This window comes from Mesorhizobium sp. M1B.F.Ca.ET.045.04.1.1 (assembly GCF_003952465.1).
Classification (GTDB): domain Bacteria; phylum Pseudomonadota; class Alphaproteobacteria; order Rhizobiales; family Rhizobiaceae; genus Mesorhizobium; species Mesorhizobium shonense.
The window spans coordinates 1,657,178-1,683,705 of the sequence record NZ_CP034448.1; the positions used below are offsets into that span (position 1 = coordinate 1,657,178).

At 62.6% G+C, this 26,528-nt stretch carries 28 protein-coding genes, 1 other RNA gene and 1 pseudogene; 18 read left to right on the forward strand and 12 right to left on the reverse strand.

The genetic code is table 11. The features are described from left to right. Positions 1 to 41 precede the first annotated feature (41 nt). The 7 genes from EJ071_RS08055 to EJ071_RS08085 all read left to right on the forward strand — a co-directional run bounded on the left by EJ071_RS08055 (position 42) and on the right by EJ071_RS08085 (position 7,480). Positions 42 to 770 (forward strand): ABC transporter ATP-binding protein, encoded by a 729-nt coding sequence (locus tag EJ071_RS08055; RefSeq protein ID WP_126097405.1) that lies wholly within the window; start codon positions 42 to 44, stop codon positions 768 to 770. Positions 771 to 784: 14 nt separating this feature from the next. Further along, on the forward strand, positions 785 to 1,132 hold the full coding sequence (locus EJ071_RS08060) for a DUF6867 family protein (protein ID WP_126097406.1): 348 nt from the start codon (positions 785 to 787) through the stop codon (positions 1,130 to 1,132). Between the two features lie 138 nt (positions 1,133 to 1,270). Next, positions 1,271 to 2,389, forward strand: coding sequence for a branched-chain amino acid ABC transporter substrate-binding protein (locus tag EJ071_RS08065; protein WP_126097407.1), 1,119 nt, complete (start codon positions 1,271 to 1,273; stop codon positions 2,387 to 2,389). A gap of 269 nt (positions 2,390 to 2,658) precedes the next feature. Then, complete coding sequence (gene pyc / locus EJ071_RS08070) at positions 2,659 to 6,117, forward strand: pyruvate carboxylase (RefSeq protein ID WP_126097408.1); 3,459 nt, start codon at positions 2,659 to 2,661, stop codon at positions 6,115 to 6,117. 332 nt (positions 6,118 to 6,449) lie between these two features. Next, the gene (locus EJ071_RS08075) at positions 6,450 to 6,710 is read left to right on the forward strand and encodes a DUF2312 domain-containing protein (protein WP_067001689.1); all 261 of its coding nucleotides are present in this window, start codon (positions 6,450 to 6,452) and stop codon (positions 6,708 to 6,710) included. A 22-nt stretch (positions 6,711 to 6,732) separates the two neighbouring features. Continuing rightward, entirely contained in the window at positions 6,733 to 7,173 is a 441-nt protein-coding gene (locus tag EJ071_RS08080) for a hypothetical protein (RefSeq protein ID WP_126097409.1), read from the forward strand. Positions 7,174 to 7,180: 7 nt separating this feature from the next. Next, positions 7,181 to 7,480: a hypothetical protein gene (locus EJ071_RS08085; RefSeq protein ID WP_126097410.1), complete on the forward strand. Its 300-nt coding sequence runs from the start codon at positions 7,181 to 7,183 to the stop codon at positions 7,478 to 7,480. Between the two features lie 73 nt (positions 7,481 to 7,553). Here EJ071_RS08085 and msrB read toward each other — a convergent pair whose 3' ends face one another. From msrB to EJ071_RS08120, 6 genes are all read right to left on the reverse strand, one after another. After that, complete coding sequence (gene msrB, locus EJ071_RS08090; protein ID WP_027166759.1) at positions 7,554 to 7,958, reverse strand: peptide-methionine (R)-S-oxide reductase MsrB; 405 nt, start codon at positions 7,956 to 7,958, stop codon at positions 7,554 to 7,556. A gap of 376 nt (positions 7,959 to 8,334) precedes the next feature. Beyond that, on the reverse strand, positions 8,335 to 9,525 hold the full coding sequence (locus EJ071_RS08100; RefSeq protein WP_126097411.1) for a VWA domain-containing protein: 1,191 nt from the start codon (positions 9,523 to 9,525) through the stop codon (positions 8,335 to 8,337). 8 nt (positions 9,526 to 9,533) lie between these two features. After that, positions 9,534 to 9,938: a type II toxin-antitoxin system HicB family antitoxin gene (locus EJ071_RS08105; protein ID WP_126097412.1), complete on the reverse strand. Its 405-nt coding sequence runs from the start codon at positions 9,936 to 9,938 to the stop codon at positions 9,534 to 9,536. Positions 9,939 to 9,948: 10 nt separating this feature from the next. Beyond that, entirely contained in the window at positions 9,949 to 10,143 is a 195-nt protein-coding gene (locus EJ071_RS08110; protein WP_126097413.1) for a type II toxin-antitoxin system HicA family toxin, read from the reverse strand. Positions 10,144 to 10,205: 62 nt separating this feature from the next. Further along, complete coding sequence (locus tag EJ071_RS08115) at positions 10,206 to 10,652, reverse strand: GNAT family N-acetyltransferase (RefSeq protein WP_126097414.1); 447 nt, start codon at positions 10,650 to 10,652, stop codon at positions 10,206 to 10,208. A gap of 90 nt (positions 10,653 to 10,742) precedes the next feature. Next, on the reverse strand, positions 10,743 to 11,582 hold the full coding sequence (locus tag EJ071_RS08120; protein ID WP_126097415.1) for a MoxR family ATPase: 840 nt from the start codon (positions 11,580 to 11,582) through the stop codon (positions 10,743 to 10,745). Positions 11,583 to 11,720: 138 nt separating this feature from the next. Here EJ071_RS08120 and ssrS point away from each other — a divergent pair. From ssrS to EJ071_RS08145, 5 genes are all read left to right on the forward strand, one after another. Beyond that, a non-coding RNA gene (gene ssrS, locus EJ071_RS08125) (6S RNA) lies at positions 11,721 to 11,874 on the forward strand. Between the two features lie 139 nt (positions 11,875 to 12,013). Continuing rightward, positions 12,014 to 12,601 (forward strand): 5-formyltetrahydrofolate cyclo-ligase, encoded by a 588-nt coding sequence (locus tag EJ071_RS08130; RefSeq protein WP_126097416.1) that lies wholly within the window; start codon positions 12,014 to 12,016, stop codon positions 12,599 to 12,601. A gap of 78 nt (positions 12,602 to 12,679) precedes the next feature. Next, positions 12,680 to 13,504 carry a YmdB family metallophosphoesterase gene (locus EJ071_RS08135; RefSeq protein ID WP_126097417.1) on the forward strand — a complete coding sequence of 275 codons (825 nt, stop codon included), beginning with the start codon at positions 12,680 to 12,682 and terminating at the stop codon, positions 13,502 to 13,504. 176 nt (positions 13,505 to 13,680) lie between these two features. After that, positions 13,681 to 14,448 (forward strand): TerC family protein, encoded by a 768-nt coding sequence (locus EJ071_RS08140; protein ID WP_126097418.1) that lies wholly within the window; start codon positions 13,681 to 13,683, stop codon positions 14,446 to 14,448. A gap of 237 nt (positions 14,449 to 14,685) precedes the next feature. After that, positions 14,686 to 15,612, forward strand: a complete 927-nt coding sequence (locus tag EJ071_RS08145) for an IS110 family transposase (RefSeq protein WP_245460308.1) — start codon at positions 14,686 to 14,688, stop codon at positions 15,610 to 15,612. A 321-nt stretch (positions 15,613 to 15,933) separates the two neighbouring features. On the opposite strand, the gene EJ071_RS08150 is transcribed toward EJ071_RS08145, so the two are convergent. The 3 genes from EJ071_RS08150 to EJ071_RS08160 form a co-directional block, all read right to left on the reverse strand. Continuing rightward, the gene (locus tag EJ071_RS08150; RefSeq protein ID WP_126097419.1) at positions 15,934 to 16,398 is read right to left on the reverse strand and encodes an SRPBCC family protein; all 465 of its coding nucleotides are present in this window, start codon (positions 16,396 to 16,398) and stop codon (positions 15,934 to 15,936) included. Positions 16,399 to 16,490: 92 nt separating this feature from the next. Further along, positions 16,491 to 16,859 (reverse strand): VOC family protein, encoded by a 369-nt coding sequence (locus EJ071_RS08155; RefSeq protein ID WP_126102507.1) that lies wholly within the window; start codon positions 16,857 to 16,859, stop codon positions 16,491 to 16,493. Positions 16,860 to 16,909: 50 nt separating this feature from the next. After that, entirely contained in the window at positions 16,910 to 17,392 is a 483-nt protein-coding gene (locus EJ071_RS08160) for an SRPBCC domain-containing protein (protein WP_126097420.1), read from the reverse strand. A gap of 51 nt (positions 17,393 to 17,443) precedes the next feature. On the opposite strand from EJ071_RS08160, the gene EJ071_RS08165 reads away from it, so the two are divergent. The 4 genes and pseudogenes from EJ071_RS08165 (at position 17,444) to EJ071_RS08180 (ending at position 20,462) form a co-directional block, all read left to right on the forward strand. Then, the gene (locus EJ071_RS08165; protein WP_126097421.1) at positions 17,444 to 17,767 is read left to right on the forward strand and encodes a helix-turn-helix domain-containing protein; all 324 of its coding nucleotides are present in this window, start codon (positions 17,444 to 17,446) and stop codon (positions 17,765 to 17,767) included. Positions 17,768 to 17,985: 218 nt separating this feature from the next. Beyond that, positions 17,986 to 18,735, forward strand: a complete 750-nt coding sequence (locus EJ071_RS08170) for a YebC/PmpR family DNA-binding transcriptional regulator (RefSeq protein WP_126097422.1) — start codon at positions 17,986 to 17,988, stop codon at positions 18,733 to 18,735. 18 nt (positions 18,736 to 18,753) lie between these two features. Beyond that, on the forward strand, positions 18,754 to 19,062 hold the full coding sequence (locus tag EJ071_RS08175; RefSeq protein WP_126097423.1) for a SelT/SelW/SelH family protein: 309 nt from the start codon (positions 18,754 to 18,756) through the stop codon (positions 19,060 to 19,062). Between the two features lie 45 nt (positions 19,063 to 19,107). Further along, positions 19,108 to 20,462: pseudogene (locus EJ071_RS08180) on the forward strand (IS3 family transposase). Positions 20,463 to 20,523: 61 nt separating this feature from the next. On the opposite strand, the gene EJ071_RS08185 reads toward EJ071_RS08180, so the two are convergent. Beyond that, the gene (locus tag EJ071_RS08185) at positions 20,524 to 21,000 is read right to left on the reverse strand and encodes a DUF1772 domain-containing protein (protein WP_126097424.1); all 477 of its coding nucleotides are present in this window, start codon (positions 20,998 to 21,000) and stop codon (positions 20,524 to 20,526) included. 130 nt (positions 21,001 to 21,130) lie between these two features. Here EJ071_RS08185 and EJ071_RS08190 point away from each other — a divergent pair, with 130 nt between their 5' ends. Beyond that, entirely contained in the window at positions 21,131 to 21,772 is a 642-nt protein-coding gene (locus EJ071_RS08190) for a TetR/AcrR family transcriptional regulator (RefSeq protein ID WP_126097425.1), read from the forward strand. 324 nt (positions 21,773 to 22,096) lie between these two features. Here the strand turns inward: EJ071_RS08190 and rpmE are convergent, their stop codons facing one another. Beyond that, complete coding sequence (gene rpmE, locus EJ071_RS08195) at positions 22,097 to 22,318, reverse strand: 50S ribosomal protein L31 (RefSeq protein WP_040974396.1); 222 nt, start codon at positions 22,316 to 22,318, stop codon at positions 22,097 to 22,099. A gap of 205 nt (positions 22,319 to 22,523) precedes the next feature. Here rpmE and EJ071_RS08200 point away from each other — a divergent pair, with 205 nt between their 5' ends. Next, complete coding sequence (locus EJ071_RS08200; RefSeq protein ID WP_126097426.1) at positions 22,524 to 24,326, forward strand: ABC transporter transmembrane domain-containing protein; 1,803 nt, start codon at positions 22,524 to 22,526, stop codon at positions 24,324 to 24,326. A gap of 49 nt (positions 24,327 to 24,375) precedes the next feature. Here EJ071_RS08200 and EJ071_RS08205 read toward each other — a convergent pair whose 3' ends face one another. Continuing rightward, positions 24,376 to 26,472, reverse strand: a complete 2,097-nt coding sequence (locus EJ071_RS08205) for a DUF3857 domain-containing protein (RefSeq protein ID WP_126097427.1) — start codon at positions 26,470 to 26,472, stop codon at positions 24,376 to 24,378. Positions 26,473 to 26,528 lie beyond the last annotated feature (56 nt).

A 26,528-nucleotide genomic window follows, 5' to 3' on the forward strand; every position in this document is an offset into this window, starting at 1 on the left:
TCGGCTAAGCCCGCTGCGGACAAGCGTGGAGGGCGTAAATAATGGCCGGCACAACGCTGCTCGATATCAAGGGCGTGCAGACCTATTACGGCAACATCCGGGCGCTGAACGGCGTCGACGTCACCGTCAACCAGGGTGAGATCGTGGCGCTGATCGGCGCCAACGGCGCCGGCAAGTCGACGCTGATGATGACCATCTTTGGAGCTCCGCGCGCTCGCGCGGGTACCATCACCTTCGCCGGCACCAACATCACCCAGCTGCCTACGCACGAGATCGCCCGCATGCGCATCGCCCAGTCGCCGGAGGGACGCCGCATCTTCCCGCGCATGACGGTGATGGAAAACCTGCAGATGGGCGCCAGCATCGACAACCTCAAGCATTTTGACGAGGATGCCGAGAAAGTGTTCGCACTGTTCCCGCGGCTCAAGGAGCGCATCAACCAGCGCGGCGGCACGCTGTCGGGCGGCGAACAGCAGATGCTGTCGATCGGACGCGCGCTGATGGGGAGGCCGAAGCTGCTTCTGCTCGACGAGCCGTCGCTGGGCCTCGCGCCGCTGATCGTCAAGCAGATCTTCGACGCCATCCGCGCGCTCAACAAGACGCAAGGACTGACCGTGTTCCTGGTCGAGCAGAACGCTTTCGGCGCTCTCAAGCTCGCCAATCGCGGCTACGTCATGGTCAACGGCAATGTGACGATGAGCGGCACCGGCAAGGAACTGCTCGCCAATCCGGAAGTGCGCGCCGCGTATCTCGAAGGCGGGCATCACTAAGAAGGGGCTTCAACATGCAAGGCGTACTCTACGAAGAAGCCTCGATCTGGCAGTTCCTGTTCGTCACCTGGCTGCTTGGCGGCGGCGCAGCGTGGATGACCGGCAAAGCCGTGGCCCAGACCTGGGGCAGCCACACCCGGCTATTCCTCTACATGCTGGGCCTCGGCATCGGCGTCAGGTTCATCCATCATGCCTTGTTCGATGGCACGATGTTCTCGCTACACTACTATATCGTCGACACCATTGTGCTGATGATACTGGGCTTCCTCGGCTATCAATACACGCGCACCAACCAGATGGTCACACAGTATAACTGGCTCTACGAAAGAGCTTCCTTATTGAGCTGGAAACCGAAAGGTTGACGTTCATGATTAACGTCGTTCAGGGGAATGAATCGGCGTGACAAGTGCCTGAAAATCGGCATTCTATGCTTTCTGCGATAAGGGTGGGCATCGCATGAAGGTATCATCCACGCCCACTCCGTAAATGGGAGCGTTTCAATGAAAAAATCACTTTTGTCCGCCGTGGCGCTGACCGCGTTCATCGCGTTCAGCGGCAGCGCGTGGGCCGACATCCTGATTGGCGTCGCCGGTCCGATCACCGGTCCGAACGCCGCCTTCGGCGCGCAGCTGCAGAAGGGCGCGGAGCAGGCGGTCGCCGATATCAACGCGGCGGGCGGCATCAATGGCCAGCAGCTCAAGCTTGAGATCGGCGACGACGTCTCCGACCCCAAGCAGGGCATCTCGGTCGCCAACAAGTTCGTCGCCGACGGCGTCAAGTTCGTCGACGGCCACTTCAACTCAGGCGTGACCATTCCTGCGTCGGAAGTCTATGCCGAGAACGGCATCCTCGTCATGACGCCGGCCGCGACCAATCCGAAGCTCACCGAGCGCGGCCTGTGGAACACCTTCCGTACCTGCGGTCGCGACGACCAGCAGGGCAAGGTGGCCGGCGACTACATCGCCAAGAACTTCAAGGACGCCAAGATCGCCATCATCCACGACAAGACGCCTTACGGCCAGGGCCTTGCCGACGAGACCAAGAAGAACCTGAACGCCAACGGCACCAAGGAAGTGATGTATGAAGGCGTGAACGTCGGCGACAAGGACTTCTCCGCCCTCATCGCCAAGATGAAGGAAAACGGCGTCACGCTGATCTACTGGGGCGGCCTGCACACCGAAGCCGGCCTGATCATCCGCCAGTCGGCCGACCAGGGCCTGAAGGCGCCGCTGTTCTCGGGCGACGGCATCGTCTCCAACGAGCTGGCCTCGATCGCCGGCGACGCCGTTGCCGGCACGCTCAACACCTTCGCTCCGGATCCGCGCAAGAATCCGGCCGCCAAGGAAGTGGTGGAGAAGTTCCGCGCCGCCGGCTTCGAGCCGGAAGCCTACACGCTCTACTCCTATGCCGCCATCCAGATCATCACTCAGGCCATCGCCAAGGTCGGTTCGGCCGACGATGCGCAGAAGGTGGCCGACACGATCAAGTCGGGCGGCCCGTGGAAGACGGCCATCGGCGAGATCGGCTACGACTCCAAGGGCGACATCACCCGTCCGGACTATGTCGTCTACGAGTGGAAGAAGGGCGAAGACGGCAAGTACAGCTACTTCGAGAAATAAGCCGGCAAACACAAGCCGACTTTTCGGATGCCCGGCGCTTAGCGCCGGGCATTTTTGTTTGCGTACGCTAGCGTCCAGCCGACCAAGCGTTCCGCAATTAGGACAATCTGAAAAATCATTCCTGAACCGCCTGCGGGACGACAGCGAGGGTTTTGGCGCAAACAAACGATTTAAATCGGTTTAAGTGTCGCGCGATTTTGTTTGCGCTGCAGCATTTTCACGCTAATCATTGCCCGTTCATCTTACCTTCCGCTGCTGGAGCCCAGTCCTTGGCAATCACGAAGATCCTCGTCGCCAACCGGTCCGAAATCGCCATCCGCGTCTTTCGCGCGGCCAATGAACTGGGCCTCAAAACCGTGGCGATCTGGGCGGAAGAGGACAAATATTCGCTGCACCGCTTCAAGGCCGACGAAAGCTACCAGGTCGGGCGGGGGCCGCACCTCAACAAGGACATGGGACCGATCGAAAGCTATCTCTCGATCGACGAAGTGATGCGCGTCGCCAGATTGTCGGGCGCCGATGCGATCCATCCCGGCTACGGCCTGTTGTCGGAAAGCCCGGAATTCGCCGAGGCCTGCACTGCCGCCGGCATCACCTTCATCGGGCCGAAGCCGGAGACGATGCGCCGGCTCGGCAACAAGGTCGCCGCGCGCAACCTGGCGATCGAGGTCGGCGTGCCGGTCGTGCCGGCCACCGATCCGCTGCCCGACGACATGGAGGAGGTGAAGAAGCTCGCCGCGAAAATAGGCTATCCGGTGATGCTGAAGGCCTCGTGGGGCGGCGGCGGCCGCGGCATGCGCGCCATCCGCGCGGAGGCCGACCTCGCCCGCGAGGTGATGGAAGGCAAGCGCGAGGCCAAGGCCGCCTTCGGCAAGGACGAGGTCTATCTCGAAAAGCTGATCGAGCGGGCCCGCCATGTCGAGGTGCAGGTGCTGGGCGACACACATGGCAATGCCGTGCATCTGTTCGAGCGCGACTGCTCGATCCAGCGCCGCAACCAGAAGGTCGTCGAACGCGCGCCGGCGCCGTATCTCAGCGAGGAATTGCGCCAGGAACTCTGCGGCTATGCGCTGAAGATCGCGCGCGAGACAAGCTATATCGGCGCCGGCACGGTCGAGTTCCTGCAGGACGCCGATACCGGCAAGTTCTATTTCATCGAGGTCAATCCGCGCATCCAGGTCGAACACACGGTCACCGAAATGGTGACCGGCATCGACATCGTGAAGGCGCAGATCCACATCCTCGACGGCTTCGCCATCGGCACGCCGGAATCGGGCGTGCCGGCGCAGAAGGACATCAGGCTCAATGGCCACGCGCTGCAGTGCCGCATCACCACCGAGGACCCGGAGCACAATTTCATCCCGGACTACGGCCGCATCACCGCCTATCGCGGCGCCACCGGCTTCGGCATCCGCCTCGACGGCGGCACCGCCTATTCGGGCGCGGTCATCACCCGCTTCTACGATCCGCTGCTGGAAAAGGTGACGGCCTGGGCGCCGACGCCGGCCGAGACGATCGCCCGCATGAACCGGGCGCTGCGCGAATTCCGCATCCGCGGCGTCGCCACCAACCTCACCTTCCTCGAAGCGATCATCAATCACCCAAGCTTCGCCGATAATTCCTACACCACCAAGTTCATCGACACGACGCCGGAACTGTTCCAGCAGGTGAAGCGGCAGGACCGCGCCACCAAGCTGCTCAATTATCTGGCCGATGTCAGCGTCAACGGCCATCCGGAGACGCGCGGACGGCCGATGCCCAAGGCCGATGCCGCCGCACCCGTCGTGCCCTATCTCAACGGCAAGGTGCCGGATGGCAGCAAGCAGCGGCTCGACGCGCTCGGGCCTCAGAAGTTCGCCGCCTGGATGCGCGAGCAGAACCAGGTGCTGGTCACCGACACGACGATGCGCGACGGCCACCAGTCGCTGCTCGCCACCCGCATGCGCACCTATGACATTGCCGGCATCGCCGGCACCTATGCGCGGGCGCTGCCGCAGCTCTTGTCGCTGGAATGCTGGGGCGGGGCCACCTTCGACGTCGCCATGCGCTTCCTCACCGAGGATCCGTGGGAGCGTCTGTCACGGGTGCGCGAGGCCGCGCCCAACCTTCTGCTGCAGATGCTGCTGCGCGGCGCCAACGGCGTCGGCTACACCAACTATCCCGACAATGTCGTGCAGCATTTCGTCAAACAGGCGGCCGCCGGCGGCGTCGACCTGTTCCGCGTCTTCGACTGCCTGAACTGGGTCGAGAACATGCGCGTCGCCATGGACGCGGTGGGCGCCGAGGGCAAGCTGATCGAAGCGGCGATGTGTTACACCGGCGACATCCTCGATCCGGCACGCGCCAAATACGACCTCAAATACTATGTCGGGCTGGCGAAGGAGCTGGAAGCGACCGGCGCGCATATCATCGCCGTCAAGGACATGGCCGGCCTGTTGAAGCCGTCGGCGGCGCGAGTGCTGTTCAAGGCGCTGCGCGAAGAGACCGACCTCCCGATCCATTTCCACACGCACGACACCTCCGGCCTCTCGGCGGCGACGGTGCTGGCAGCGGTCGAGACCGGCGTCGACGCCATCGACGCGGCGATGGATTCCTTATCGGGCAACACCTCGCAGCCATGCCTCGGCTCGATCGTCGAGGCGCTGAAGGGCACCGAGCGCGACCCCGGCCTCGATCCGCAATGGATCCGCCACATCTCCTTCTACTGGGAAGCGGTGCGCAACCAGTACGCCGCCTTCGAAAGCGACCTCAAGGGACCGGCCTCGGAAGTTTACCTGCACGAGATGCCGGGCGGACAGTTCACCAATCTCAAGGAGCAGGCGCGTTCGCTGGGGCTCGAAACGCGCTGGCACGAGGTGGCGCAGGCCTATCACGACGTCAACCTGATGTTCGGCGACATCGTCAAGGTGACGCCGTCGTCCAAGGTGGTCGGCGACATGGCGCTGATGATGATCAGCCAGGACCTCACCGTCGCCGATGTCGAGAACCCGGCAAAGGATATCGCCTTCCCGGATTCGGTCGTCTCAATGCTGCGCGGCGATCTCGGCCAGTCGCCCGGCGGCTGGCCGCAAGCGCTGCAGAAGAAGGCATTGAAAGGCGAGAAGCCGATTACCGTGAGGCCGGGCTCGCTGCTCAAGCCGGCAAACCTCAAGGCCAGCCGCAAGGAGATCGAGGAGAAGCTCGAGCGCAAGCTCACGGAGTTCGAATTCGCCTCCTGGCTGATGTATCCGAAGGTCTTCACCGACTTCGCCGCCGCGCAGGAAACCTACGGTCCGGTCAGCGTGCTGCCGACGCCGACCTATTTCTACGGCATGAAGTCGGAAGACGAGATTTTCGTCGACATCGAGAAGGGCAAGACGCTCGTCGTGCGCTGCCAGGCGTTCGGCGATGTCGATGAAAAGGGCATGGTCACCGTCTTCTTCGAGCTCAACGGCCAGCCGCGCCGCGTGAAGGTGCCGGACCGCGCGCATGGCGCCTCGGCCGCCAAGGCGCGGCGCAAGGCGGAGCCGGGCAACGAGGCGCATATCGGCGCGCCGATGCCGGGCGTGGTTTCCGCGCTTGCCGTCGCCGCCGGCCAGGCGGTCAAGGCGGGCGACGTGCTGCTCTCGATCGAGGCGATGAAGATGGAGACCGCGCTGCACGCCGAGCGCGACGGCGTGGTCGCCGAAGTGCTGGTCAAGGCCGGCGACCAGATCGATGCGAAAGATCTGCTGATCGCTTTTGGGTAGGTGTGCTGATATTCAGGTGAGGCCAGCCTGCGAATGGAGGCTTCCTGCGCTTCCGGTGCTCACGTACTTCAAGTACGCTCCGCTCCGGCCTTCGCCGGCCGAAGCCCTCATAAGTGTCTCCGCTCTATGAAGGCTACGGCCGGCGTAGGCCGGTTCTCGGAATCCACCATTCTCGGCCCGGCCTGACCTGAATCTCAACACACCTCGGGGCGTGGGTAACCCTTCATGCCGCATCGATAATGTCTTGACCCGCCGCGCCTGCTCGGGCATCGAACCGGCTCCAATTTAGCCGGGCGGGAATCGCCATGGCGCCAAAAAACGCGGAGAGAAAAATGGCCGACGAGATCACCGAGACCAGCCAGACTGTAGCCGCCGGCCAGCTGCGCGCCATCATCGAGCGCATCGAGCGGCTCGAGGAAGAAAAGAAGACGATTTCCGACGACATCAAGGACGTCTATGGCGAGGCCAAGGGCACTGGCTTCGACACCAAGGCGATCCGCACCATCGTGCGGCTGCGCAAGAAGGACCAAGCCGAGCGCCAGGAGGAGGAGTCCATCCTCGATCTGTACAAGGCCGCGCTCGGCATGGTGTAAGTCTCATGGCCGGGGGCCGGCCATGAGTGAGTTCGACTTCGGCGGCCGCCGGGCCTCGGAGTTCCGCCATCGCGGCTTCTGGGCGCTGTTCGCCGAACGGCATCCGCAAGAACGGCCCCGCCTGGCGCGGCGCGGGCCCTGGTTCTGGCAGCGCGGGCTGCCCGAATTCGGCCTGGTACTTTCGATGTATGTCGCGCCCAGCGAGAACGTGGTCGGCGTCTTCTTCGGCCGCAACGAGAAGCTCGGCGCAACGCAAGTCTGGACGCGGCTGAAGCCGTTCCAGCCGGCGATCGAGGCGCGGCTGAAGCTCAGGCCGGAGCAGAGCGCGCAAAATCTCGGCATCAACTCGCAGTGGCGGGTCAACTGCTTTGCCGAGGACAATTGGCCAGCCATGGCCGACTGGCTGGTGACGGAATGCTCGCGTTTCGAACGCGCGGTAATTGAAGTCCTGAGGCAGGAGTAGACCACAGATGCTGGCCGGCTTCTTTCGCTCGCGCTGGCAAGGCAAACAGCCGCTCGACCGGCTGTTCTGGCGCGACATGGTGCTTGTCGGCACGGCGATCAACATCGCCTCGTCGGGTCTGGCGCTGACACTGCTCGGGTTGAAGCTGCCGCTCTGGCTGGTTCTTACGGTGCATCTCCTGCCGGTGCCCTACAACATCTTCGTCGCCCTCGCCGTCTGGCGAACGGCGGAGAAGACAGGCGGCGCCAAGGCATCGATGATGATGTTGGGCTCGGCGCTCTGGCTGATTGCGACGGTCATTGCCTGACCGGCGCTCGGTGCCGCGCAGACAAAAAGGGCGGCCGGAGCCGCCCTTTTCGAAGCCATGACGGGGTTACCGGTCAGGCCGCCGGCTCGAACCGCAGCGCCACGCCGTTGATGCAGTAGCGCAAGCCGGTCGGTGGCGGGCCGTCCTCGAAGACATGGCCGAGATGACTGCCGCAGCGCGCGCAATGGCATTCGGTGCGGACCATGCCGTAACTGCGATCGACGGTGGTTTCGATCGACCCTGGGACCGGGTCGTTGAAGCTCGGCCAGCCGGTACCGCTCTCGAATTTCAGCTTGGATTCGAACAAAGGCTGGTCGCAGCCGACGCAGAAGAAGGTGCCGGCGCGCTTCTCATAGAGCAGGGCGCAGCTGCCGGGACGCTCGGTGCCGTGATTGCGCATGACGGCATACTGCTCCGGCGTCAGCCGGGCGCGCCACTCGGCATCGGTGCGAGTGACGGGGTATGCGTGGGTGTCCATGAAATCTCCTCGGCCTTGGCGGCTCGTTGTTGGTTGGCAGCCTATGTTCGCACGAAGATAGGTGTTTGTTACACGCATGCCCAGTGCCGGGACTGACAAGGCAGTTGCCGCTGGTTTCGCTTCAGCCCCTTATTGCCGTTGGCGCTGCCCCTCACCTGCCTGCCCGTCCTCCGCAGCAGCTGCGGAGGGTGGACCGGCATCCTCTCCCCGTATAGTGACGGGGAGAGGGGCGCTCTCATCGCCGGCTTCGCTAATCACGAGCGTTGCAAGAAAGGCGCCGAGGTTGCGGCCAGCCCCTTCTCCCCGTCACTATACGGGGAGAAGTGCCCGGCAGGGCGATGAGGGGCAGCTCTGACCTTGGCGATTGCGTAGATGCTCAATGTTTCCGCGAAAGCTGCTTCGTCGCGGCCTCGAGCCCGGCCAATGTCAACGGGAACATGCGGCCGCCGAAGATGTCGCTGATCATGGCGATCGAGTGGGTGTAACGCCAGTTCTTCTCGGCCTCCGGGTTCAGCCACACCGCGTTCGGCCATTGCTGCAACAGCCGCCCGAGCCAGACGCTGCCGGCCTCCGGATTCCAGTGCTCGACCGAGCCGCCGGGATGCGCGATCTCGTAAGGGCTCATCGAGGCGTCGCCGACCACGATCGCCTTGTAGTCCGGGCCGTATTTGTGGATGAGATCGAAGGTCGGGATCGTCTCGGCAAGTCGCCTTCGGTTGTCCTTCCAGACGCGCTCATAAAGGCAGTTGTGGAAGTAGAAATATTCGAGCTGGCGGAATTCGGCGCGGGCGGCCGAGAACAGTTCCTCGACGCTTTTGATGTGATCGTCCATCGAGCCGCCGACATCGAAGAACATCAAGAGCTTCACCGCGTTGCGGCGCTCGGGGCGCGTTTTGACATCGAGATAGCCATGCTCGGCGGTCGCATGGATTGTGCCGGGCAGGTCGAATTCCTCCTCCGCGCCCTCGCGCACCCAGCGCCGCAGCCGCTTCAGCGCCACCTTGATGTTGCGGGTGCCGAGTTCGACCGCGTCGTCGAAATTTTTGAACTCGCGCTTGTCCCACACCTTCACCGCGCGGCGATGGCGGCTTTCATGCTGGCCGATACGCACGCCTTCCGGATTGTAGCCATAGGCGCCGAAGGGCGAGGTGCCGCCGGTGCCGATCCATTTCGAGCCGCCCTGGTGCCGACCCTTCTGCTCCTCCAGCCGCTTCTTCAGCGTCTCCATCAGTCTGTCGAAACCGCCAAGCGCCTCGATCAGTTTCTTCTCCTCGTCGGTCAGGTGCTTTTCCGCCAAACGGCGAAGCCATTCCTCAGGGATGTTGGCGACATCGACGGCGTCCGGTCCGGCGAGCGCCTCGATGCCCTTGAAGACATGGGAAAAGACCTGGTCGAAGCGGTCGATGTGGCGCTCGTCCTTCACCAGGGCCGAGCGCGCGAGGTAATAAAAACCCTCGACGTCATAGTCGACCAGCCCCGCTTCCAGGCCTTCCAGCAGCGACAGGTATTCCCTGAGCGAAACGGGAATCCGCGCGGCTTTCAGTTCGAGGAAGAAGGGGATGAACATCTGGGCTGTTATCTGTGCCCCTCGATCTTTTCTCGCGCGGCACTTGCAATGAAGGCCGAGCGCGTCAGGCCTCGGCGGCTCGCTTCTTCGTCGATCGCCGCCAACAAACCAGCGTCGAGTGATAGATTGGCTCGGACCGGTCGCCCCGAATCGATCAGCACGGGGATCATCACCGCGGATTCGCCTGCGGTACTGTCGATTTCGCCGGACCTCAGCAATTCCGTCATTGTACGCGGGGCAGGCATAGATAACTGCTTTGCTGTCCGGGCTTCAGCCCATTCGCGCACGGCCGAAGTCGCGTCGGCGATTGCTTCCTCGGGATTTGCCCCGCCGCCGTGGCAGCCGGGAAGATCGGGCACCCGTACGCCCCAGACATCGTCGGCGCCGTCTAGAATTCCGACATAGTGCGTCATGTGCTCGTCCTCAAATCCATCCGGCAAGTCGAGCGATCGACCGCGCCACACCAGGAGACTGTTCGCGATGCCGAGGCACGATGATCATAACGTCCGGCCTTTCCGGATGCTCATACTTTTCATGTTTGCCGCCACCGACATTCGACCAACCTTCGCGCAAGAGTCTCGCGACAATCTTGCGCGTATTGGTCTCTATCAGCGGCATCGCGCCTCCCAATTGTGCGCAATATATTGCGCAATTTTGGCCATTTCAACCGTTGACCTATGCTATAGCAGATCGTACTCGATGAAGCCCGTGCGGCGCGCGACGTGGTCGTAGAGCCGGCGCGCGGTGGCGTTGGTCTCGTGGGTCATCCAGTAGACGTTCTTCACGCCGATCTTGCCGGCCTCCTGCCGCACCGCCTCGATCAGCGCTGCACCAATGCCTTTGCCGCGCATCTCGGGATCGGCGAACAGGTCCTGCAGATAGCAGTTGTTTTTCTCCGACCAGCAGGAGCGGTGGTAGAGATAATGGGTCAGGCCCACGGCCTTGCCGTCGAGCGTGGCGATAAAACCCTTAGGCTCGAACTCGCCAGGCGTGAACAGGCGTTTCCAAGTGACGTCGTAGACCTCGTCCGGCAGCTTGGTTTCGTAGAAGGTGAGATAGGCGGTCCATAGCCGCCGCCATTCGGCGTTATCGGACTGCGCGAGCGGACGGACGGTGATCTCGGTCATTTCTTCCTCCAATGCTTTTGGCCCGAAGCTGCGGGAGTCATCGCCCGGCGGCAACGGTCCACAACCGGGGAAAGCGCTATTGCTGTCGCCTTATCCCTGTCGTCTCGCCATGAAGGCCAGCCGTTCGAACAGATGCACGTCCTGCTCGTTCTTCAACAGCGCACCGTGCAGCTTCGGCAGCGCGTTCTTGGGGTCGGCACGCAGATCCTCGGGCGCGATGTCGTCGGCGACAAGCAGTCGGATCCAGTCGAGCGCTTCGGAGGTCGAGGGCTTCTTCTTCAAGCCCGGCACCTCGCGGATCTCGTAGAACTGGGTAAGGGCGGCGCGCACCAGGTTCTGCTTGATGCCGGGATAGTGCACGTCGACGATCCGGTGCAGCGTCTCGATGTCGGGAAAGCGGATATAGTGGAAGAAGCAGCGGCGCAGAAAAGCGTCCGGCAGCTCCTTCTCGTTGTTCGAGGTGATGATGACGATCGGCCTGAAGGCGGCGCGGATGGTCTCGCCGGTCTCATAGACGAAAAATTCCATCCGATCGAGCTCCTGCAGGAGGTCGTTGGGGAATTCGATGTCGGCCTTGTCGATCTCGTCGATCAGAAGCACGACTTTCTTTTGCGCCGCGAATGCGTCCCACAACTTGCCGCGCTTGATGTAGTTGGCGATGTCGTTGAAGCGGTCGTCGCCGAGCTGGCTGTCGCGCAGCCGCGAGACGGCGTCATATTCGTAGAGGCCCTGTTGCGCCCTGGTGGTCGACTTGACGTTCCATTCGATGAAATCGAGCCCAAGCGTTGCCGCCACCTGGCGGGCGAGCTCGGTCTTGCCGGTGCCGGGCTCGCCCTTGACCAGCAAGGGCCGCTCCAAAGCGATCGCGGCATTGACCGCCACCATCAGATCCTTGTCGGCGACATAGGCCGCGGTGCCTTCGAAACGCATTTTTTCTCCTGTCCGTGAGGCGGGGACCGTAAGGAGCCCTGCGGATGCGCGCAAGCTTTAACGGCCGCTCGTTTCCGCCTTCGTTTCTCGCCCTTCGTTTCTCTGGCGCTCGGCCAACCGTCGGCCTATATTGGCAATGGCGGTCTGCGCTTCCCGGCAGGAGAACTTATCCCCGGGGCCTTATCGATCCTTAGGGAGCTGTCCCTGGGAAGACCCGTGGGTTTTCTCACACGGTGCCCACCTACTTTGTAGGCACCCGGGATCGACCCTCCACCGGTTGTGTGGATCGCCACCGATCGAAAAGGCCATATTTGGCGGATTTTGTCGTCGCGCCGTTTTGTGCGGTGCTCACGAACGAAAAGTTCGCTCCGCTCCTCCAAAACGTCGCTCCTAAAACTCCATCCAAATCTGTCCTTTTCTAGCGTCTGCGCATGACCCCATCAAAAGACCTGAAAAAACAGCTTCGCAAGGACGCTCTGGCGCGCCGGGACGCGCTCGACGAATTCTGGCGGGTGGAGATCGCGCTCGAAATGGCCGAGACGGCGCGCGACCAGATCGCCGTCGAGCCGGGGCAGATCGTCTCCGGTTTCTGGCCGATGCGCTCGGAGGTCGACGTGCGGCCGCTGATGTTCGCGCTGCGCGAAAAGGGCGCCAGGCTCTGCCTGCCGGCGATCCTCGACAAGACCACCATCGTGTTCCGCGAGCTGGTGCGCGGCGCGCCGATGGTCGAGATGGGCTTCGGCACGGTCGGGCCGCATGACGAGGCCGAAGTGCTCGACCCTTCGCTCATGCTGATACCGCTCGCCGCCTTCGACGCGCGCGGCCACCGCATCGGCTACGGCGCCGGCTATTACGACCGGGCGATCGCCAGGCTGGCCGACAAGGGGCTGACGCCCAGGCTGATCGGCATCGCCTTCGATTGCCAGGAAGTGGCCCAGGTGCCGGATGAGAACCACGACGTGATCATCTCGGAAATACTCACCGAGAGCGGGTTGCGCCGGTTCACGCCGCAATTGTAGAAAAGCGGTTGAGAAACGCATGATCTTTTGCGGGAAGTCATGCAGCTTTTGCTTGGCGGACTTTCGGCGCAGGATCGTATGAGACTTCTCTTCCTCGGCGACATGGTTGGAAAAACTGGACGCACGGCGGTGTGGGAACAGCTGCCCGGGCTGATTTCCGACTTCAGGCTCGACTTCGTCATCGTCAATGGCGAGAACGCCGCCGGCGGCTTCGGCATCACCGAGGAGATCTTTCGCGAGACGCTCGCTTCGGGCGCGGATGTCGTCACCACCGGCAACCATGTCTGGGACCAGCGCGACGCGTTGATCTTCGCGCCGCGCGAGGAGCGCTTCCTGCGCCCGTCCAATTTTCCCAAGGGCACGCCGGGGCGCGGCTCCGGCGTCTACATCGCCAGGAACGGCGCACGGGTGCTGGTCGCCAACATCATGGGCCGCGTCTTCATGCATCCCGAGCTCGACGATCCGTTCCAGGCCGGCGAGCGCGAGCTTGCCGCCTGTCCGCTCGGCGAGCAGGCGGATGCGGCGGTGATCGATTTCCACGCCGAGGCGACCTCTGAAAAAATGTGCTTCGCGCATTTCGTCGACGGTCGCGCCAGCCTGGTGGTCGGCACCCACACGCACCAGCCGACCGCCGATCACCAGATCCTCAACGGCGGCACCGCCTATATCTCGGACGCCGGCATGTGCGGCGACTACGATTCCTCGCTCGGCATGGACAAGGAAGAACCGCTCAACCGCTTCCTGTCGAAAGTGCCGAAAGGCCGCTTCGAGGCGGCGAGCGGACCAGCGACATTGTGCGGCATCGGCGTCGAGATTTCCGACCGAACCGGGCTCGCCGAGAAGATCGCGCCGTTTCGTCGCGGGCCGCGGCTGGAGGAAACGGCGCCGTCCTTCTGGTCGTGACATTGATATGAGCGGGGCCAGCACCTAACTGGCTTCGAAACTGCTTCAAAAGCGCGCCGCCTTCGACCTGATCTTATGCGACGCGCTTTTGATTTTGTTGGTTGAGCATGTCGTGATCCCAAAACCGCGCCGCACTTTCGGGCGACATGCTTTGGATCGTAGAGGGGACGACCTCCATGCAGCTTGTCGAATTCCTGGCGCCGCACTTTGCCTTCGTTTCCGATCCGACCGCGTGGGTCGCGCTGCTGACGCTGGTGGTGCTGGAGGTCGTGCTCGGCATCGACAACCTGATCTTCATCTCGATCCTGACCAATAAGCTGCCGGAAGCTCAGCGGGCCCGCGCCCGTAGGCTCGGCATCTCGGCGGCGCTTGTCATGCGGCTGGTGTTGCTCGCCACCGTCTCGATCATCGTGCAACTGACGGCACCGGTGTTCACGGCATTCGGGCATGGCTTTTCCTGGCGCGACCTGATCCTGATCGCCGGCGGCCTGTTCCTGGTCTGGAAGGCGACCAAGGAAATCCATCACACGGTCGATCCCCAGGACCATCAAGACACGATGGTGGGCGGCACGCTGCAGATGAGCCTTGCCGGCGCGATCTTCCAGATCCTGCTGCTCGACCTCGTCTTCTCGATCGATTCCATCATCACCGCCGTCGGCATGACCGACGAGATCGCCATCATGTATATCGCGGTGATCGTGGCAGTGAGCGCGATGATGCTGGCGGCGACGCCGCTCGCCGATTTCATCGCCAAGAATCCGACAATCGTCATGCTGGCGCTCGGCTTCCTGCTGATGATCGGCATGACGCTGATCGCCGACGGCATGGGCTACCACGTGCCCAAGGGCTACATCTACGCCGCCATGGGTTTTTCGGCGCTGGTCGAGGGGCTCAACATGCTGGCGCGGCACCGCAAGAAGCAGAGGTCCGGCGTCGGGCATTGAGGCTGGCACACCTTCGTCATTCTAGGGCGGAGCGACGCGAAGCGGAGCGCAGACCCTAGAATCCTGTGTGTTGGTTCTGGTGTATGGTTGAAGTGGGAAGGAGACCGAGTGGATCCTGGTCGTCCTTTCGGACAGGCCGTGGCATGGCCCGGTCCCTTCCCACCGGTGAACCATCAACCTGAACAGTTGCACGGGGCTGTTCCAAGCAGACCCCGCACCACAGGAAGAGGCGTGGACATGATAATGCAGAACTATGTCGGCTGCGACATCTCAAAGCAGTGGCTGGACTTTTTTGATGAGGCAAGCGGCCGTTTCCGGCGCATCGACAATCAGGCCGACGCGATCGCGGCCTATGTGGCGGGCCTTGATCCCAGTCGGGACTTTGTCGTCATGGAGGCGACGGGGGTGCATGACCGGCTGCTGCGCCATGCGCTGGCCAAGGCCGGCGTGCCGTTCTCGCGGCACAACCCGGCCCATACCCACCACTATGCCAAGTCGACGAGACGGCGCGCCAAGACCGATCCTCTCGATGCCAGGATGCTGAGCGACTACGGCCGTCGCTATCACCCTGAGGCCGAGCCGGCGCCGAGCGAAGAAGTCGAGCGGCTTCAATCGCTTGCCGGCCACCGCGATCACCTGGTCAATATGCGGGCAACGGCGAAGAAGCACCTCGCCGAGGCCTTCAATGAGATCGTCATTGCCGATCTGGAAGAAACGATCGCTCACTTCGACACGCGCATCAAGGCGCTCGAGAGCCTGATTGCCGAAGTCATTCGTCAAAACCAGGGCACCGCTCGCGACCATGCGCTGATGGTCTCCGTGCCCGGTGTCTCCAAGGTCGGCGCGCTCTCGCTGCTGGCGCTCCTGCCCGAGCTCGGCCAGCGCTCACCCAAGGCGATCGCCGCGCTCGTCGGCCTTGCCCCGTTCGACAACAAGAGCGGCAAGCTCACACGCAGGAGCCAGATCCAGGGCGGGCGATCACGCGTGCGCCGCGCCCTCTACATGGCAGCCCTCACAGCCATCAGAACCTGTGACCGGTTCAAGTCCTTCTATACCGCACTTGCCGCCCGATCAGGCTCCAAGAAACTTGCTATCATCGCCGTAGCAAGGAAGCTCCTGGTCGTCCTCAACGCCATCATCCGCGACAAAACCGCATTCGCATGAACACAGTTGCCATGCCGTTACCTTAGCCAAGGAGCGCAACGGAGCAAAATTCTGCACCGTGGCGGCGCTTCCAAGTCACGGCATGGATTCTATGGTCTGCGCCGCGTCGCTTCGCTTGCTCCGCCATAGAATGACGAAGCGAAAGGCATTTCGGCCAATCGCCACAGCATCTGCCAACGCAAACATTGTCCGACCTTATGACCTAAAGCGCGTCGCGCTGAAACGGATTCAGACGACGCGCTTTAAGTCTTTGTTTTGATGCATGTCGTTCTCCCAAAACCGCTGCGCACTTTTGGGCGACATGCATTAGTCGCTTACGGCTTAGGCTGAGATGCCCTTCGGATGCCGGTCGCCGATCAGGCCGAGCGTCAGGCCCTGTTCCAGCCACGCCTTGGCGCCGGCGAGCACCAGCGAGAAACCGCCGGTCGAGCCGATCGCCTGGCTGACTTGTTCGTCGCCGCTGCCGACAAAGCCGAAATTGCGGACTTCGAGGAAGGTCGCGTCGCCGGGCATTTCGCTGAAAGTCCAGACGACGGTGGTCGGCGGCTCGCTCCACCGCATGACGATCTTTTCGTTGGGAACGATCTCGCTGACCTCGACTCTTGTGGAGACGCCATACATGCGCCATTCCCACTCGACCGGCTTGCCACCGTCCAGCCTGCCGCTCGAATGCGTGAACCAGAATTTCGTGGTGACCGCCGGATCGACGATGGCCTCGAAAACCTCGGCAACCGGCCGGCGGATCAGCATGGCCGTTTCGGCGGTGGGAGCTTCTTTGAGTTCCATGACTTCCTCCTAAATTGCCGACTTGCCGTAAGTTTGCGATTGCGCGATTCCGGACGGAAAACCGCTGCGCGCTTTTCCTGGAATCGCATTGTTCATGGCAGGTTGATCTGCCAGGAGACGCCGAACCGATCGTTGAGCCAGGCGAAACGGCGGCTGAAGCCGTAATTGCCGGTCGGCATCAGGAACGCGCCGTCCTTGGCCAGCGCCTCGACGATGCGCTCCAGCTCCTCCTCGGAGGAACAGTCGACGAAGAGCGAGACCGACCGCGTGAAGGTGAAGGCGTGATGCACCGGACTGTCGAAGATCATTACCTCTGTGCCGCCGATCGAGGCGCGGGCCAGCTTGACTGTCCCTTCGGGCCCGTCTTCGCCCGCACTGTAGCGCGTCACGTCGACGACGCGGCTCTCCGGGATGGTCTCGCAATAGAAGGTCATCGCCTCTTCCGCCCGGCCTTCGAACATCAGGAACGGCGTTACTTTCACGAGCGGCCTCCTTTGCTCTGATGTTGGGCTCAGATATTGGTCTCGTTCGCCGGCTCGCCCCGCAGCTCGCTGCGATAATAGCCGTCGCGCAGGTTGATGCCGTATTCAAGATAGGCCTTCATGCAGGCCAGCATCTGCGACCAGCCCTCGCAATTGAGGTAGGATTTCTTCAGTCCGGCCTCGCCTTCGCGCCAGCCCTCCTCGGCGATGGTGACGAAGGTGCCGCCGTCATCCAATGGCTCGAAATTCATCTCGATGCGGGTCTTGTAGGCCGGCTTGCCCTCGGCGTCGGTCGCGTCCCAGCGCAGCACGATGCGCTTGTCCTTCGTCACCTCGTCGACCTCGACCGGCACGGTCTTCCACCAGGTGACGGTTGTGCCGGCGACCAGTGGGGCGGAGGCGCCGCCGATGGTGGTGAAATAGCCGCTGAGCTTCGTCGGATTGACCACCGCGTCGAAGACATCGGTGACCGGTTTGCCGATGCGTCCGGAAATTCTGAATCCAAGAGACATATCCACAGCTCCTTCCTTGATCGTCTAAACGATATGTTATAGAAATATAACATGTCAAGTCAAACCACGGACGACCATGTTTTCAAGGCCTTGGCGCATCCGCGCCGGCGCGAGCTGCTGGACCGGCTGAAAGATCAGCCGCAGACTACGGGCGCGCTCTGCGAGGCTTTCCCCGACATGGACCGCTGCACGGTGATGATGCACCTCAAGGTGCTCGAAGAGGCCGATCTGGTCGTGGCGCGGCGCGAGGGGCGCGAACGCTGGAACCATCTCAACGCTTTGCCGATAAGGCAGATCCACGACCGCTGGATCAGCCAGTATGCCGGCCACGCGATCAGTATCCTCGACCGGCTCAAGTCGGATCTGGAGGGCTGACGCACTCCGCCGGGATGGCCAGCTCGGCGTCGCGACCGGTGAAACGGCGCGGCTGGACGAATTGAGCCGATTTATCTATAAGCCGGCCATTCCGACAGAGACGCCGCATGCCTTCGCGGGCATGCTTGCAGCGTTCTGAAATTTGAATTCGAGCATTTGCCGATGCCGGGTGATCGCTCCTGGCCGAAAATGCTCTAGCCGAACACGACAGGGGTGCCATGGCTGGCCATTCACAGTTCAAGAACATCATGCACCGCAAGGGCCGCCAGGACGCGGTGCGGTCGAAAATGTTTTCCAAGCTGGCGCGCGAAATCACCGTCGCCGCCAAGACCGGCACGCCGGACCCGGCGATGAACCCGCGGCTGCGCCTTGCCGTGCAGAACGCCAAGGCGGTGTCGATGCCGAAGGACAACATCCAGCGCGCCATCAACAAGGCTTCTGCCGGCGACGGGGAAAACTACGAGGCCGTGCGCTACGAGGGCTACGGTCCAGGTGGCGTGGCGCTGATCGTCGAGGCGTTGACCGACAACCGCAACCGCTCCGCGTCCAATGTGCGCGCCGCCTTCACCAAGGCCGGCGGGGCGCTCGGCGAAACCGGCTCGGTGTCCTTCATGTGGGACCGCATCGGCGAGATCTACTATCCGGCCGCTGCCGGCAGCGCCGACAAGGTCATGGAAGCGGCGATCGAGGCCGGCGCCGACGACGTCGAGTCGGACGAGGAAGGCCACACCATCTATTGCAGCTTCGAAAATCTCGGCGAAGTGTCGAAGTTGTTGGAAGCTGCGCTCGGCGAGGCGGAATCGGTGAAGCCGATCTGGCGGCCGCAGAACAACGTCCCGGTTGACGAAGAGCGGGCGCAATCGCTGATGAAGCTGGTCGCCACCCTCGAGGACGATGACGACGTGCAAAGCGTCTACGCCAATTTCGAGGTCGACGACGAGACGATGGCCAAGCTCAGCGCTGCCTGATCGGCCGCGGGATCCGACATGAGCGAGAAACCGCTTCCGGCCATCCGCATCACCTACTGCACGCAATGCCTGTGGCTCCTGCGTGCCGGCTGGATGGCGCAGGAATTGCTCTCGACCTTCGGCACCGATCTCGGCGAAGTGACGCTGGTGCCGGGCACTGGCGGCATCTTCACCATTTCCTGCAACGATCAGCTTATCTGGGAGCGCAAGCGCGACGGCGGCTTTCCGGATGCGGCAAAGCTCAAGCAGCTGGTCCGCGACGTCATCGACCCGGAGCGCGATCTGGGGCATGCGGACCGCAAGACGCACAAGAAAGACCCCGCCTGAGTGAACTGACCCCCGAAAGTTGGACACAACCTTCGGGGGTTTTGCATGTCCAAACACAGTGCGCGTTTCAAGCGCTCGGTTGTCGATAGCTATTTGTGCGGGGATGAAAGCTACGCGAGTGCGGCGTCTAAGCGTGGAGTTGACGCGGCGACTGTGCGCAAGTGGGTTGCTTTGTACCAGGCGCATGGCGATGCCGGGCTGTCGCGGAAGTACGGTCGTTACGATGTGGCGTTCAAGCTGTCGGTGCTCGAGCGGATGTGGAAGGACGGTCTGTCGCATCGCCAGACGGCGACGCTGTTCAATATCCGCAATTCCGGTTGCCTGACGGGCTGGGAGAAGCACTATCATGCGGGTGGGATAGAGGCGCTCGGCCCCCGCCCCAGAGGACGACCCATGTCAAAGCCGCCGGCCCCTGCGGTGCCTGTTGCAGCCAGTGACGAGGCCAAAAGCCGCGAAGAATTGCTGGCCGAGTTGAAGCAGTTGCGGATGGAGAACGCCTACCTAAAAAAACTGAGGGCCTTAACGCAGGAACATGCGCCCAAAAAGCGCAAGCCGTCCAAGCGTTAAGGCCGTTTTATCCGCTTAAGGGCCTGCTCGACCTGGCGAAGCTGCCGCGCAGCACGTTCTATTACAGGCAAAAGGCGGCCTCGCGCCCGGACCGTCATGCGGCGCTGAAGGAGGCGATCAAGGCCATCTTCGACAGCCACAAGGGCCGCTATGGCTATCGCCGGGTGACCGCGCAACTGCGCCAGTTGGGCCAATGCGTCAACCACAAGACCGTCCAGAGCCTGATGGCCGGGATGGGATTGAAGTCACTGGTCAGGCCGAAGAAGTATCGTTCCTACAGGGGCGAGATCGGGCGGACCGCTCCCGATCTCTTGCAGCGCAAGTTCGGCGCCGACCGCGCCAACCGCAAATGGGTGACCGACGTGACGGAGTTCAGCGTGGCCGGCGACAAGCTCTACCTGTCTCCCATCATGGATCTCTACAATGGCGAGATCGTCGCCTTCGAGACGGCGCGCCGGTCGCGCTTCAAACTGGTGGACAACATGCTGACCAAAGCCTTCGCCCGGCTCAACGAGGACGAGCGGCCGATCCTGCATTCCGATCAGGGATGGCAATACCAGATGTCGGCATTCCAGCGCAGGCTGGAGGCCAGAGGCCTTGCACAGAGCATGTCACGCAAAGGCAATTGCCTCGACAACGCACCGATGGAGAGCTTCTTCGCCACACTCAAGTCCGAGCTCTTCCATCCGGAAAGGTTCGACACTGTCCAAAGCCTCGATACGGCCATCAAGGGCTACATCGACTATTACAACCACCGCCGCATCAAACTGAAACTGAAAGGGCTGGCCCCTGTGCAATACAGGACCCAGCCCTTAAATCTACCAGCTCAATGAACCGTCCAACTTTACGGGGTCAGTTCAGAGGCGAGGTCTTTTGCATTGCGGCTGCATATTCTCAGATCAATGCCATGATGAAGCACGCCATCGCCACGATGGCGGTGACGGTGCGGACGTGATTCCACATCACCCACTGGCTCAGATGGTTCGCCCACACGGCGGCGCCGTTGGCGCTCGCAGGATCAACGGCGGCGAGTGCGTCGTTGAGCGGCACGTTGAAGACCATGGTCACGATCGGATTGCCGATGAAATAGATCACGGCGCCGGCAAGCAGCCAGTATGAGCCTGACTGGCTCCAGCCAAGAAGAACGGCGGCAATCAGCACTAGGCAGATGAGGCCGGTGCCGAAAAGAGCGGTCATGAAGGTTGGAGTAATCACCGTTACATTGATCGAATTCATCGCGGCGATGCCGCTTGGGACGGGCAGCCGGGCAAGGGCCGCCATGACGAAGTTCGAGAAGGCGAAGAAGACGCCGCCAACGACGCCAGAGCCGATCGCGGCGATGAAGGTGAGGGTGGGAAGAAGTTTCATCATGTCGGTTGCTCCAGATTTGCCGCGGGCGATGCCCGGGTAAAAATATGAGAAATCCTCACATTTGCAAAATGTGATAAACCCTCGTATTTTGCGAGTCAAGCCAGTTTTCGAAAAATCGCCCTGAGAGAGCATGGAAGACAAATCCGCCGGGAGGACCGACCAGGCCTCTGTTGCTTCGCCGCGGCGGGCGCCGACGCAGCAACGCAGCCGCGAGCGGGTCGAGCGCATGCTTGCCGCCGCCTCCGCGCTGATTGCCGAGCAGGGCAGCGACGCCATGCGCATGGGCGAGGTGGCGGAGAGGGCAGGGGTGTCGATCGGCTCGCTCTACCAATTCTTCCCGGACAAGCGGGCAATCGTCTGGGCGCTGGCCGAGCGCCACACCGCCGAAAGCCAGGCCTGCATTGCCTCAGCGCTGAAGGATGTCAGCGACGCCGAAGGTCTGAAGCGGGCGTTTTCGGAACTGGTCGATATCTACTACCGGCTGTTCCTGGCCGAGCCGGTGATGCGCGACATCTGGTCGGGCACGCAGGCAGACAAGGCGCTGCGCGAGCTGGAACTTGCCGACAGCCGGGCCAATGCCGAATTCCTGGTCGCGGTGCTGAAGCGGCTCCGCCCCGGCGCCGACGCGATCGCGTTGGAGACGACGGCGTTCCTCGTCTGGCAGATGGGCGAGACCGCCATGCGGCTGGCGATCTCCGTCGACCGGGAAGAGGGCGACAGGCTGGTCGCGGCTTACAAGCGAATGGCGCTGAGGGAGCTGGTGGGGGAGTAGAAACGACCCGACCTCGGCGCTTCCTGCAGGTTGACAGTTAGCGAAACCACCGGCGACAGCGTCCCTCTCCCCGTCACTATCCGGGGAGAGGATGCCGGCAGGCAGGTGAGGGGCAGCGCGGGCCTAAGATATTGGCACCAGTTTTAATAATACACTGTCGCCGAATTTCTTCCGCCTCAGCCAGCCAGTCGTCGACGCTGGCGCTGCCCCTCATCCGCCTGCCGGCACCTTCTCCCCGTATAGAGACGGGGAGAAGGGAGCACTGACCAACAAAAAACCCGCCACGAGGGCGGGTTTTTGATCTGCGACAAAGCAGAGAAGGGCTTAAAGGCCGAAACCTTCGAAACGCTTCTTGAACTTCGACAGGCGGCCGCCGCGGTCGAGCAGGGTCTGCTGGCCGCCGGTCCAGGCCGGGTGGGTGGTCGGGTCGATGTCGAGGTTCATCGTGTCGCCTTCCTTGCCCCAGGTCGAACGGGTCAGGTATTCGGTGCCGTCGGTCATGACGACCTTGATGGTGTGGTAGTCGGGATGGATATCGGCCTTCATTGTCTTATTTCCTGGCTTGCCGGCGCCGTGACGGGCCCATGGCCTGCGTCGATGCGCCCCTTTTTAAAACTCGAAGCCGCAGCTAATGAAAAGCCACGGCTTCTAAAACGGTCGGCGAGCCTATACATCAGCCGGAATTGAATCACAAGGCCGCGGCAAGCGCATATTGAAGCGCGTTACCGGCAAGCGGCCAGAGGAAACGCTCATGGCGGATATCGGTGTCAGTGGAGACGCGCGCAAGCGCTCGGTCCGGCCGCTGAGAAGCCTTTTCCCCTATATTACCCGTTATCGGAAACTGGCGGTCGGCGCCATCATCTCACTGATCGTGGCGGCCGCGACGACGCTGGCCCTGCCGATGGCCGTGCGGCGCATGATCGATCACGGCTTCCAGGCCGCGGGTTCCACTTTTATTGCCGAGTATTTCGCGGCGCTGGTTCTGATGGCGGCCTTGCTGGCGGCGGCGTCGGCCAGCCGCTACTATTTCGTCATCACGCTCGGCGAGCGGGTCGTCGCCGACATCCGCCGCGACGTCTTTTCTCATGTCACGACGCTTTCGCCGGCCTTTTTCGACAAGGCGCATTCCGGTGAGATCGTGTCGCGGCTCGCCGCCGATACCACCCAGGTGAAGTCGGCTGTCGGCGCCACGGCTTCGGTCGCGCTGCGCAACCTCATCCTCGGCCTCGGCGCCGTGGCGATGATGGTCTTCACCAGTCCGAAACTCTCCGGCCTGGTCATTGCAGCCATCCCGCTGATCGTGCTGCCGCTGGTCGCCTTCGGCCGCTCGGTGCGGCGCAAGTCGCGGCTGGCGCAGGACACGCTTGCGGAAGCCACCGCCTATGCCAGCGAGCAGATCGGCGCCGTGCGCACGCTGCAGGCCTTCACCAACGAGAAGCTGGTGACGGGGCGCTTCTCGACCGCGGTGGAGGCCGCTTTCGAGGCGGCAAGGACCTCGGTCTTCGCGCGCTCTTTCCTCACCTTCTTCGCCATCTTCATGATCTTCTCCTCGGTGGTGGCGGTGCTCTGGTTCGGCTCACGCGACGTGCTTGCCGGCACGATGTCGGCCGGCACGCTCGGCCAGTTCCTGCTTTATTCGGTGTTCGCCGCCGGGGCGCTCGGCGCGCTGTCGGAAGTGTGGAGCGAACTGTCGCAGGCGGCGGGCGCCGCCGAACGGCTAACCGAAATCCTGGCCGAGAAACCTGCCATCCAATCGCCCGTCGATCCGCAGCCGCTGCCGGCCAAGGCCAAGGGCGCGATCAGCTTCGACGACGTCTCCTTCTCCTATCCGGCGCGGCCGGACCGGGCAGCGGTGCATGGCCTGAGCTTCCAGGTGAAGCCGGGCGAGACGGTGGCGATCGTCGGCCCCTCCGGCGCGGGAAAAAGCACCGTCTTCTCGCTGATCCTGCGCTTCTACGATCCGGAAAGCGGGCGCATCGTCATCGACGGCGTCGACGTGCGCGAGGCCGATCCGGCCGCGATCCGCGAGCGCGTCGCCATCGTGCCGCAGGACGTCACCATCTTCGCGGCCAGCGCGCGCGACAATATCGGCTTCGGCCGGCCTGGCGCCGGCAACGCCGGGATCGAGGCGGCGGCGAAGGCCGCCCTTGCCGACGAATTCATCGGCAAGCTCGAAAAGGGCTATGACAGCCAGGTCGGCGAGCGCGGCGTGACCTTGTCCGGCGGCCAGCGCCAGCGCATCGCGATCGCCCGCGCCATCCTGCGTGACGCGCCGATCCTCTTGCTCGACGAGGCGACCTCGGCGCTCGACGCCGAAAGCGAGACGCTGGTGCAGACGGCGCTGGAGCGGCTGATGCGCGGCCGCACCACCATCGTCATCGCCCACCGGCTGGCGACGGTGCTCAAGGCCGACCGGATCCTCGTCATGGAAGCGGGACGCATCGTCGAGGAAGGCACGCATCAGAGCCTGGTCGCCAAGGGCGGCACCTATGCGCGTCTGGCCAAGCTGCAGTTCGAGACCGGCGCCAGCGCCTTCAAGGGCGCGGCGGAGTAAAAACGTCCGGGGCCGCGCGTCCCGGGCAGGCAAGTATCGCGTCGCGTGGCTACCAGCGGCGGATGGCCATGAAAAGCGGTATGCCTACAAAAATCGAGACCAGCAGCAACCCGCCAATGACCTGCTGTTCGGACCTGTCCGGTGCGGCGACGGGCACTGGATTTTCGGGCGCATCCTGATAGGTGAAGTCGAACGTCCAATCGATGTTGTCACTCACGTCCTTGACCGACTTCAGATAATCGTTGACCGCCTTGGCCGGAACCTGTGTCGCCAGTGTCCGGAAATCCCACTGCACCTCGAAAGTGGTCGGCGTATTGCTCCAGGACGACTTCAGCGACAGGTAGGGCGTGACGACATCCTTCATCTCGCCGCCGGAAAAGCGTGCCTTCAGATTGCTCACCGTCACGGTGTGCCTGCGGTAGACCGGGGACCCAAGCGAGACGGGTCCGGCGCGGTTCACCATGCTCGGGGTCGGCAGATCGGTGCCGAGGTCGGCTGCCTTGATCGAAAAGTTTTTCGCCAGATCGTTGGCGGTCAATGCTTGAGCCGGCAGCCGGTAGCTCTCCCGCACATTGATGATGTTGCCGTCACGATTGTCGAAGATTTCCAGCTTTGCCGCGCTTTCGATACCGGGGTAGCGCTTGCTGTAATATTTCAGGTAGGCGTCGGACAGCTCGCTCACCGACCGGCTGGCGAGCTTGCCGCGCATGTAGTCGGCGTCGGCACCCTCATGGGTCGACAGCACTGAAAGCGTCAGGTGGCCGTCAGGCTTGTCGGGAAAGGAAAACTCCTCGGCGACCTTGACGGTCGGGCTTTCAAGCTCCGCACTGGGCATCTTCTCCAACGCGCCACTGCCAAAGACTGGCAAGGCGAAACCATAGTCCGGCTGCGGGAAGTTGCTTGCGTCGCCGCCCTGCAGGTAGTCAGTAGCGTCCAGCCAATATATCTTGGCGCCGATCGTCGCCTTGACGATGGCGTGATCGAAGTCGCGCAGCGCTGGCAGGTGCTGGTCCAGCGCCCGCCCATGGTCGAGGTCGGCCAGCGCGACTTGGGCGGAAACGCCCAGCCGCGCGAGCGCCGAGGCAAGCAGCAGCGCCTTGTCCTTGCAGTCGCCAAAGCCGCTCTGGATGACCGTCGCCGGATCGCGCGGAATATAGGACCCGGAGCCGATCGAGAGACTGACATAACGGATCTCGTCCTGGACGAGGCGCATCGCCTGGATCATCCGATCCTCTGGCAGCGGGTGCCTGGCCGCGATCTCGTCGAGCTTGGCGGCAAAAGCGGGCGGGAAGGCGGTAGCCGGCTTGTAGTAAGGCTGAATGGCGTCGATGATGCTTTGCCAGCTTGCCGTGGACGAGACGTCGATCGATCCCCAGGCCGGGAAATCCGTCGGCACGTTCTCCTCGACCTTGACCGGTTTCGGATTGGCAATCTCCCAGAGATAGATGGAGCCCGTTCCCGAGGTGGAGATGACGGGTTTGATTTCGGTTCCGCGCGGCTTGATCGCTAGCGGCCGCGAGGCCGGCCAGATGATGCTGGTCCGGATCAGGCCCACCGGCTCCTCCCACTCGGTCGAGAAGCTGTAGAAAAACAGGCCCTTGCCGACGAGCGGCGTGATCTCATAGGTCTCGCCATAGTCCACGACGTCACCGACACGCACGTCGTCGATGTTGACATGGGCGGTCAGCCAGCCGTCAAAGACGCCCTTTTCGGCATCCTTCTCCTGCCGGAAAATGTCGAACTTGACGTCGTCGAGCCGGTCCAGCACCTGGCCGTCGCGGACGATGCGTAAATGGTTGAGCGTCACCTTGTGTCTGGACGGGTCGAATTGCAGGTCGATGCTCGCACCCTGCTCCAGGCCAGGCCGATCGACGATTCTGTAGACAGTGCGCGAATAGTCGTCATAGCCATAGTCGCGATGGATGATTTGCTCATCCGCCAGCAGCCAGGAGATGCCGTTTTTGATCTGGTCGCCTCGTGCCGGGTCCGCCGACGGGACGTCGACCGACTTGATCCAGTCCGCCTCCGGTCCTTTACGGACGATCTCATCCGCCCTTGCAGGGGAGATCAGACCGGCCAGTGCGACCAAAAAAAGCACGAGGTAACGGAAAGACCCGACCTCACGAAAACCGCCACCCACCAACATTCAAGCCCGCTGAAGCAAGGAACGCTATTTCTCAGAGTCTTTCCTGCCAAAGTAAA

Excerpts from the sequence above, each read along its gene's own strand:
- msrB (WP_027166759.1), bottom strand. The coding sequence starts at position 7,958 with ATGGACACCCACGCATACCCCGTCACTCGCACCGATGCCGAGTGGCGC.
- EJ071_RS08165 (WP_126097421.1), top strand. The coding sequence starts at position 17,444 with ATGTCAAGTCAAACCACGGACGACCATGTTTTCAAGGCCTTGGCGCAT.
- EJ071_RS08120 (WP_126097415.1), bottom strand. The coding sequence starts at position 11,582 with ATGCGTTTCGAAGGCACCGCGGCCTATGTCGCCGACAAGGATCTGATG.
- EJ071_RS08100 (WP_126097411.1), bottom strand. The coding sequence starts at position 9,525 with ATGTTCATCCCCTTCTTCCTCGAACTGAAAGCCGCGCGGATTCCCGTT.
- EJ071_RS08190 (WP_126097425.1), top strand. The coding sequence starts at position 21,131 with ATGGAAGACAAATCCGCCGGGAGGACCGACCAGGCCTCTGTTGCTTCG.
- EJ071_RS08160 (WP_126097420.1), bottom strand. The coding sequence starts at position 17,392 with ATGTCTCTTGGATTCAGAATTTCCGGACGCATCGGCAAACCGGTCACC.
- EJ071_RS08055 (WP_126097405.1), top strand. The coding sequence starts at position 42 with ATGGCCGGCACAACGCTGCTCGATATCAAGGGCGTGCAGACCTATTAC.
- EJ071_RS08150 (WP_126097419.1), bottom strand. The coding sequence starts at position 16,398 with ATGGAACTCAAAGAAGCTCCCACCGCCGAAACGGCCATGCTGATCCGC.
- EJ071_RS08205 (WP_126097427.1), bottom strand. The coding sequence starts at position 26,472 with ATGTTGGTGGGTGGCGGTTTTCGTGAGGTCGGGTCTTTCCGTTACCTC.
- EJ071_RS08155 (WP_126102507.1), bottom strand. The coding sequence starts at position 16,859 with ATGTTCGAAGGCCGGGCGGAAGAGGCGATGACCTTCTATTGCGAGACC.
- EJ071_RS08065 (WP_126097407.1), top strand. The coding sequence starts at position 1,271 with ATGAAAAAATCACTTTTGTCCGCCGTGGCGCTGACCGCGTTCATCGCG.
- EJ071_RS08175 (WP_126097423.1), top strand. The coding sequence starts at position 18,754 with ATGAGCGAGAAACCGCTTCCGGCCATCCGCATCACCTACTGCACGCAA.
- EJ071_RS08105 (WP_126097412.1), bottom strand. The coding sequence starts at position 9,938 with ATGACGCACTATGTCGGAATTCTAGACGGCGCCGACGATGTCTGGGGC.
- EJ071_RS08140 (WP_126097418.1), top strand. The coding sequence starts at position 13,681 with ATGCAGCTTGTCGAATTCCTGGCGCCGCACTTTGCCTTCGTTTCCGAT.
- EJ071_RS08060 (WP_126097406.1), top strand. The coding sequence starts at position 785 with ATGCAAGGCGTACTCTACGAAGAAGCCTCGATCTGGCAGTTCCTGTTC.
- EJ071_RS08200 (WP_126097426.1), top strand. The coding sequence starts at position 22,524 with ATGGCGGATATCGGTGTCAGTGGAGACGCGCGCAAGCGCTCGGTCCGG.
- EJ071_RS08135 (WP_126097417.1), top strand. The coding sequence starts at position 12,680 with ATGAGACTTCTCTTCCTCGGCGACATGGTTGGAAAAACTGGACGCACG.
- EJ071_RS08185 (WP_126097424.1), bottom strand. The coding sequence starts at position 21,000 with ATGATGAAACTTCTTCCCACCCTCACCTTCATCGCCGCGATCGGCTCT.
- EJ071_RS08145 (WP_245460308.1), top strand. The coding sequence starts at position 14,686 with ATGATAATGCAGAACTATGTCGGCTGCGACATCTCAAAGCAGTGGCTG.
- EJ071_RS08080 (WP_126097409.1), top strand. The coding sequence starts at position 6,733 with ATGAGTGAGTTCGACTTCGGCGGCCGCCGGGCCTCGGAGTTCCGCCAT.
- rpmE (WP_040974396.1), bottom strand. The coding sequence starts at position 22,318 with ATGAAGGCCGATATCCATCCCGACTACCACACCATCAAGGTCGTCATG.
- EJ071_RS08085 (WP_126097410.1), top strand. The coding sequence starts at position 7,181 with ATGCTGGCCGGCTTCTTTCGCTCGCGCTGGCAAGGCAAACAGCCGCTC.
- EJ071_RS08115 (WP_126097414.1), bottom strand. The coding sequence starts at position 10,652 with ATGACCGAGATCACCGTCCGTCCGCTCGCGCAGTCCGATAACGCCGAA.
- EJ071_RS08110 (WP_126097413.1), bottom strand. The coding sequence starts at position 10,143 with ATGCCGCTGATAGAGACCAATACGCGCAAGATTGTCGCGAGACTCTTG.
- EJ071_RS08075 (WP_067001689.1), top strand. The coding sequence starts at position 6,450 with ATGGCCGACGAGATCACCGAGACCAGCCAGACTGTAGCCGCCGGCCAG.
- EJ071_RS08170 (WP_126097422.1), top strand. The coding sequence starts at position 17,986 with ATGGCTGGCCATTCACAGTTCAAGAACATCATGCACCGCAAGGGCCGC.
- EJ071_RS08130 (WP_126097416.1), top strand. The coding sequence starts at position 12,014 with ATGACCCCATCAAAAGACCTGAAAAAACAGCTTCGCAAGGACGCTCTG.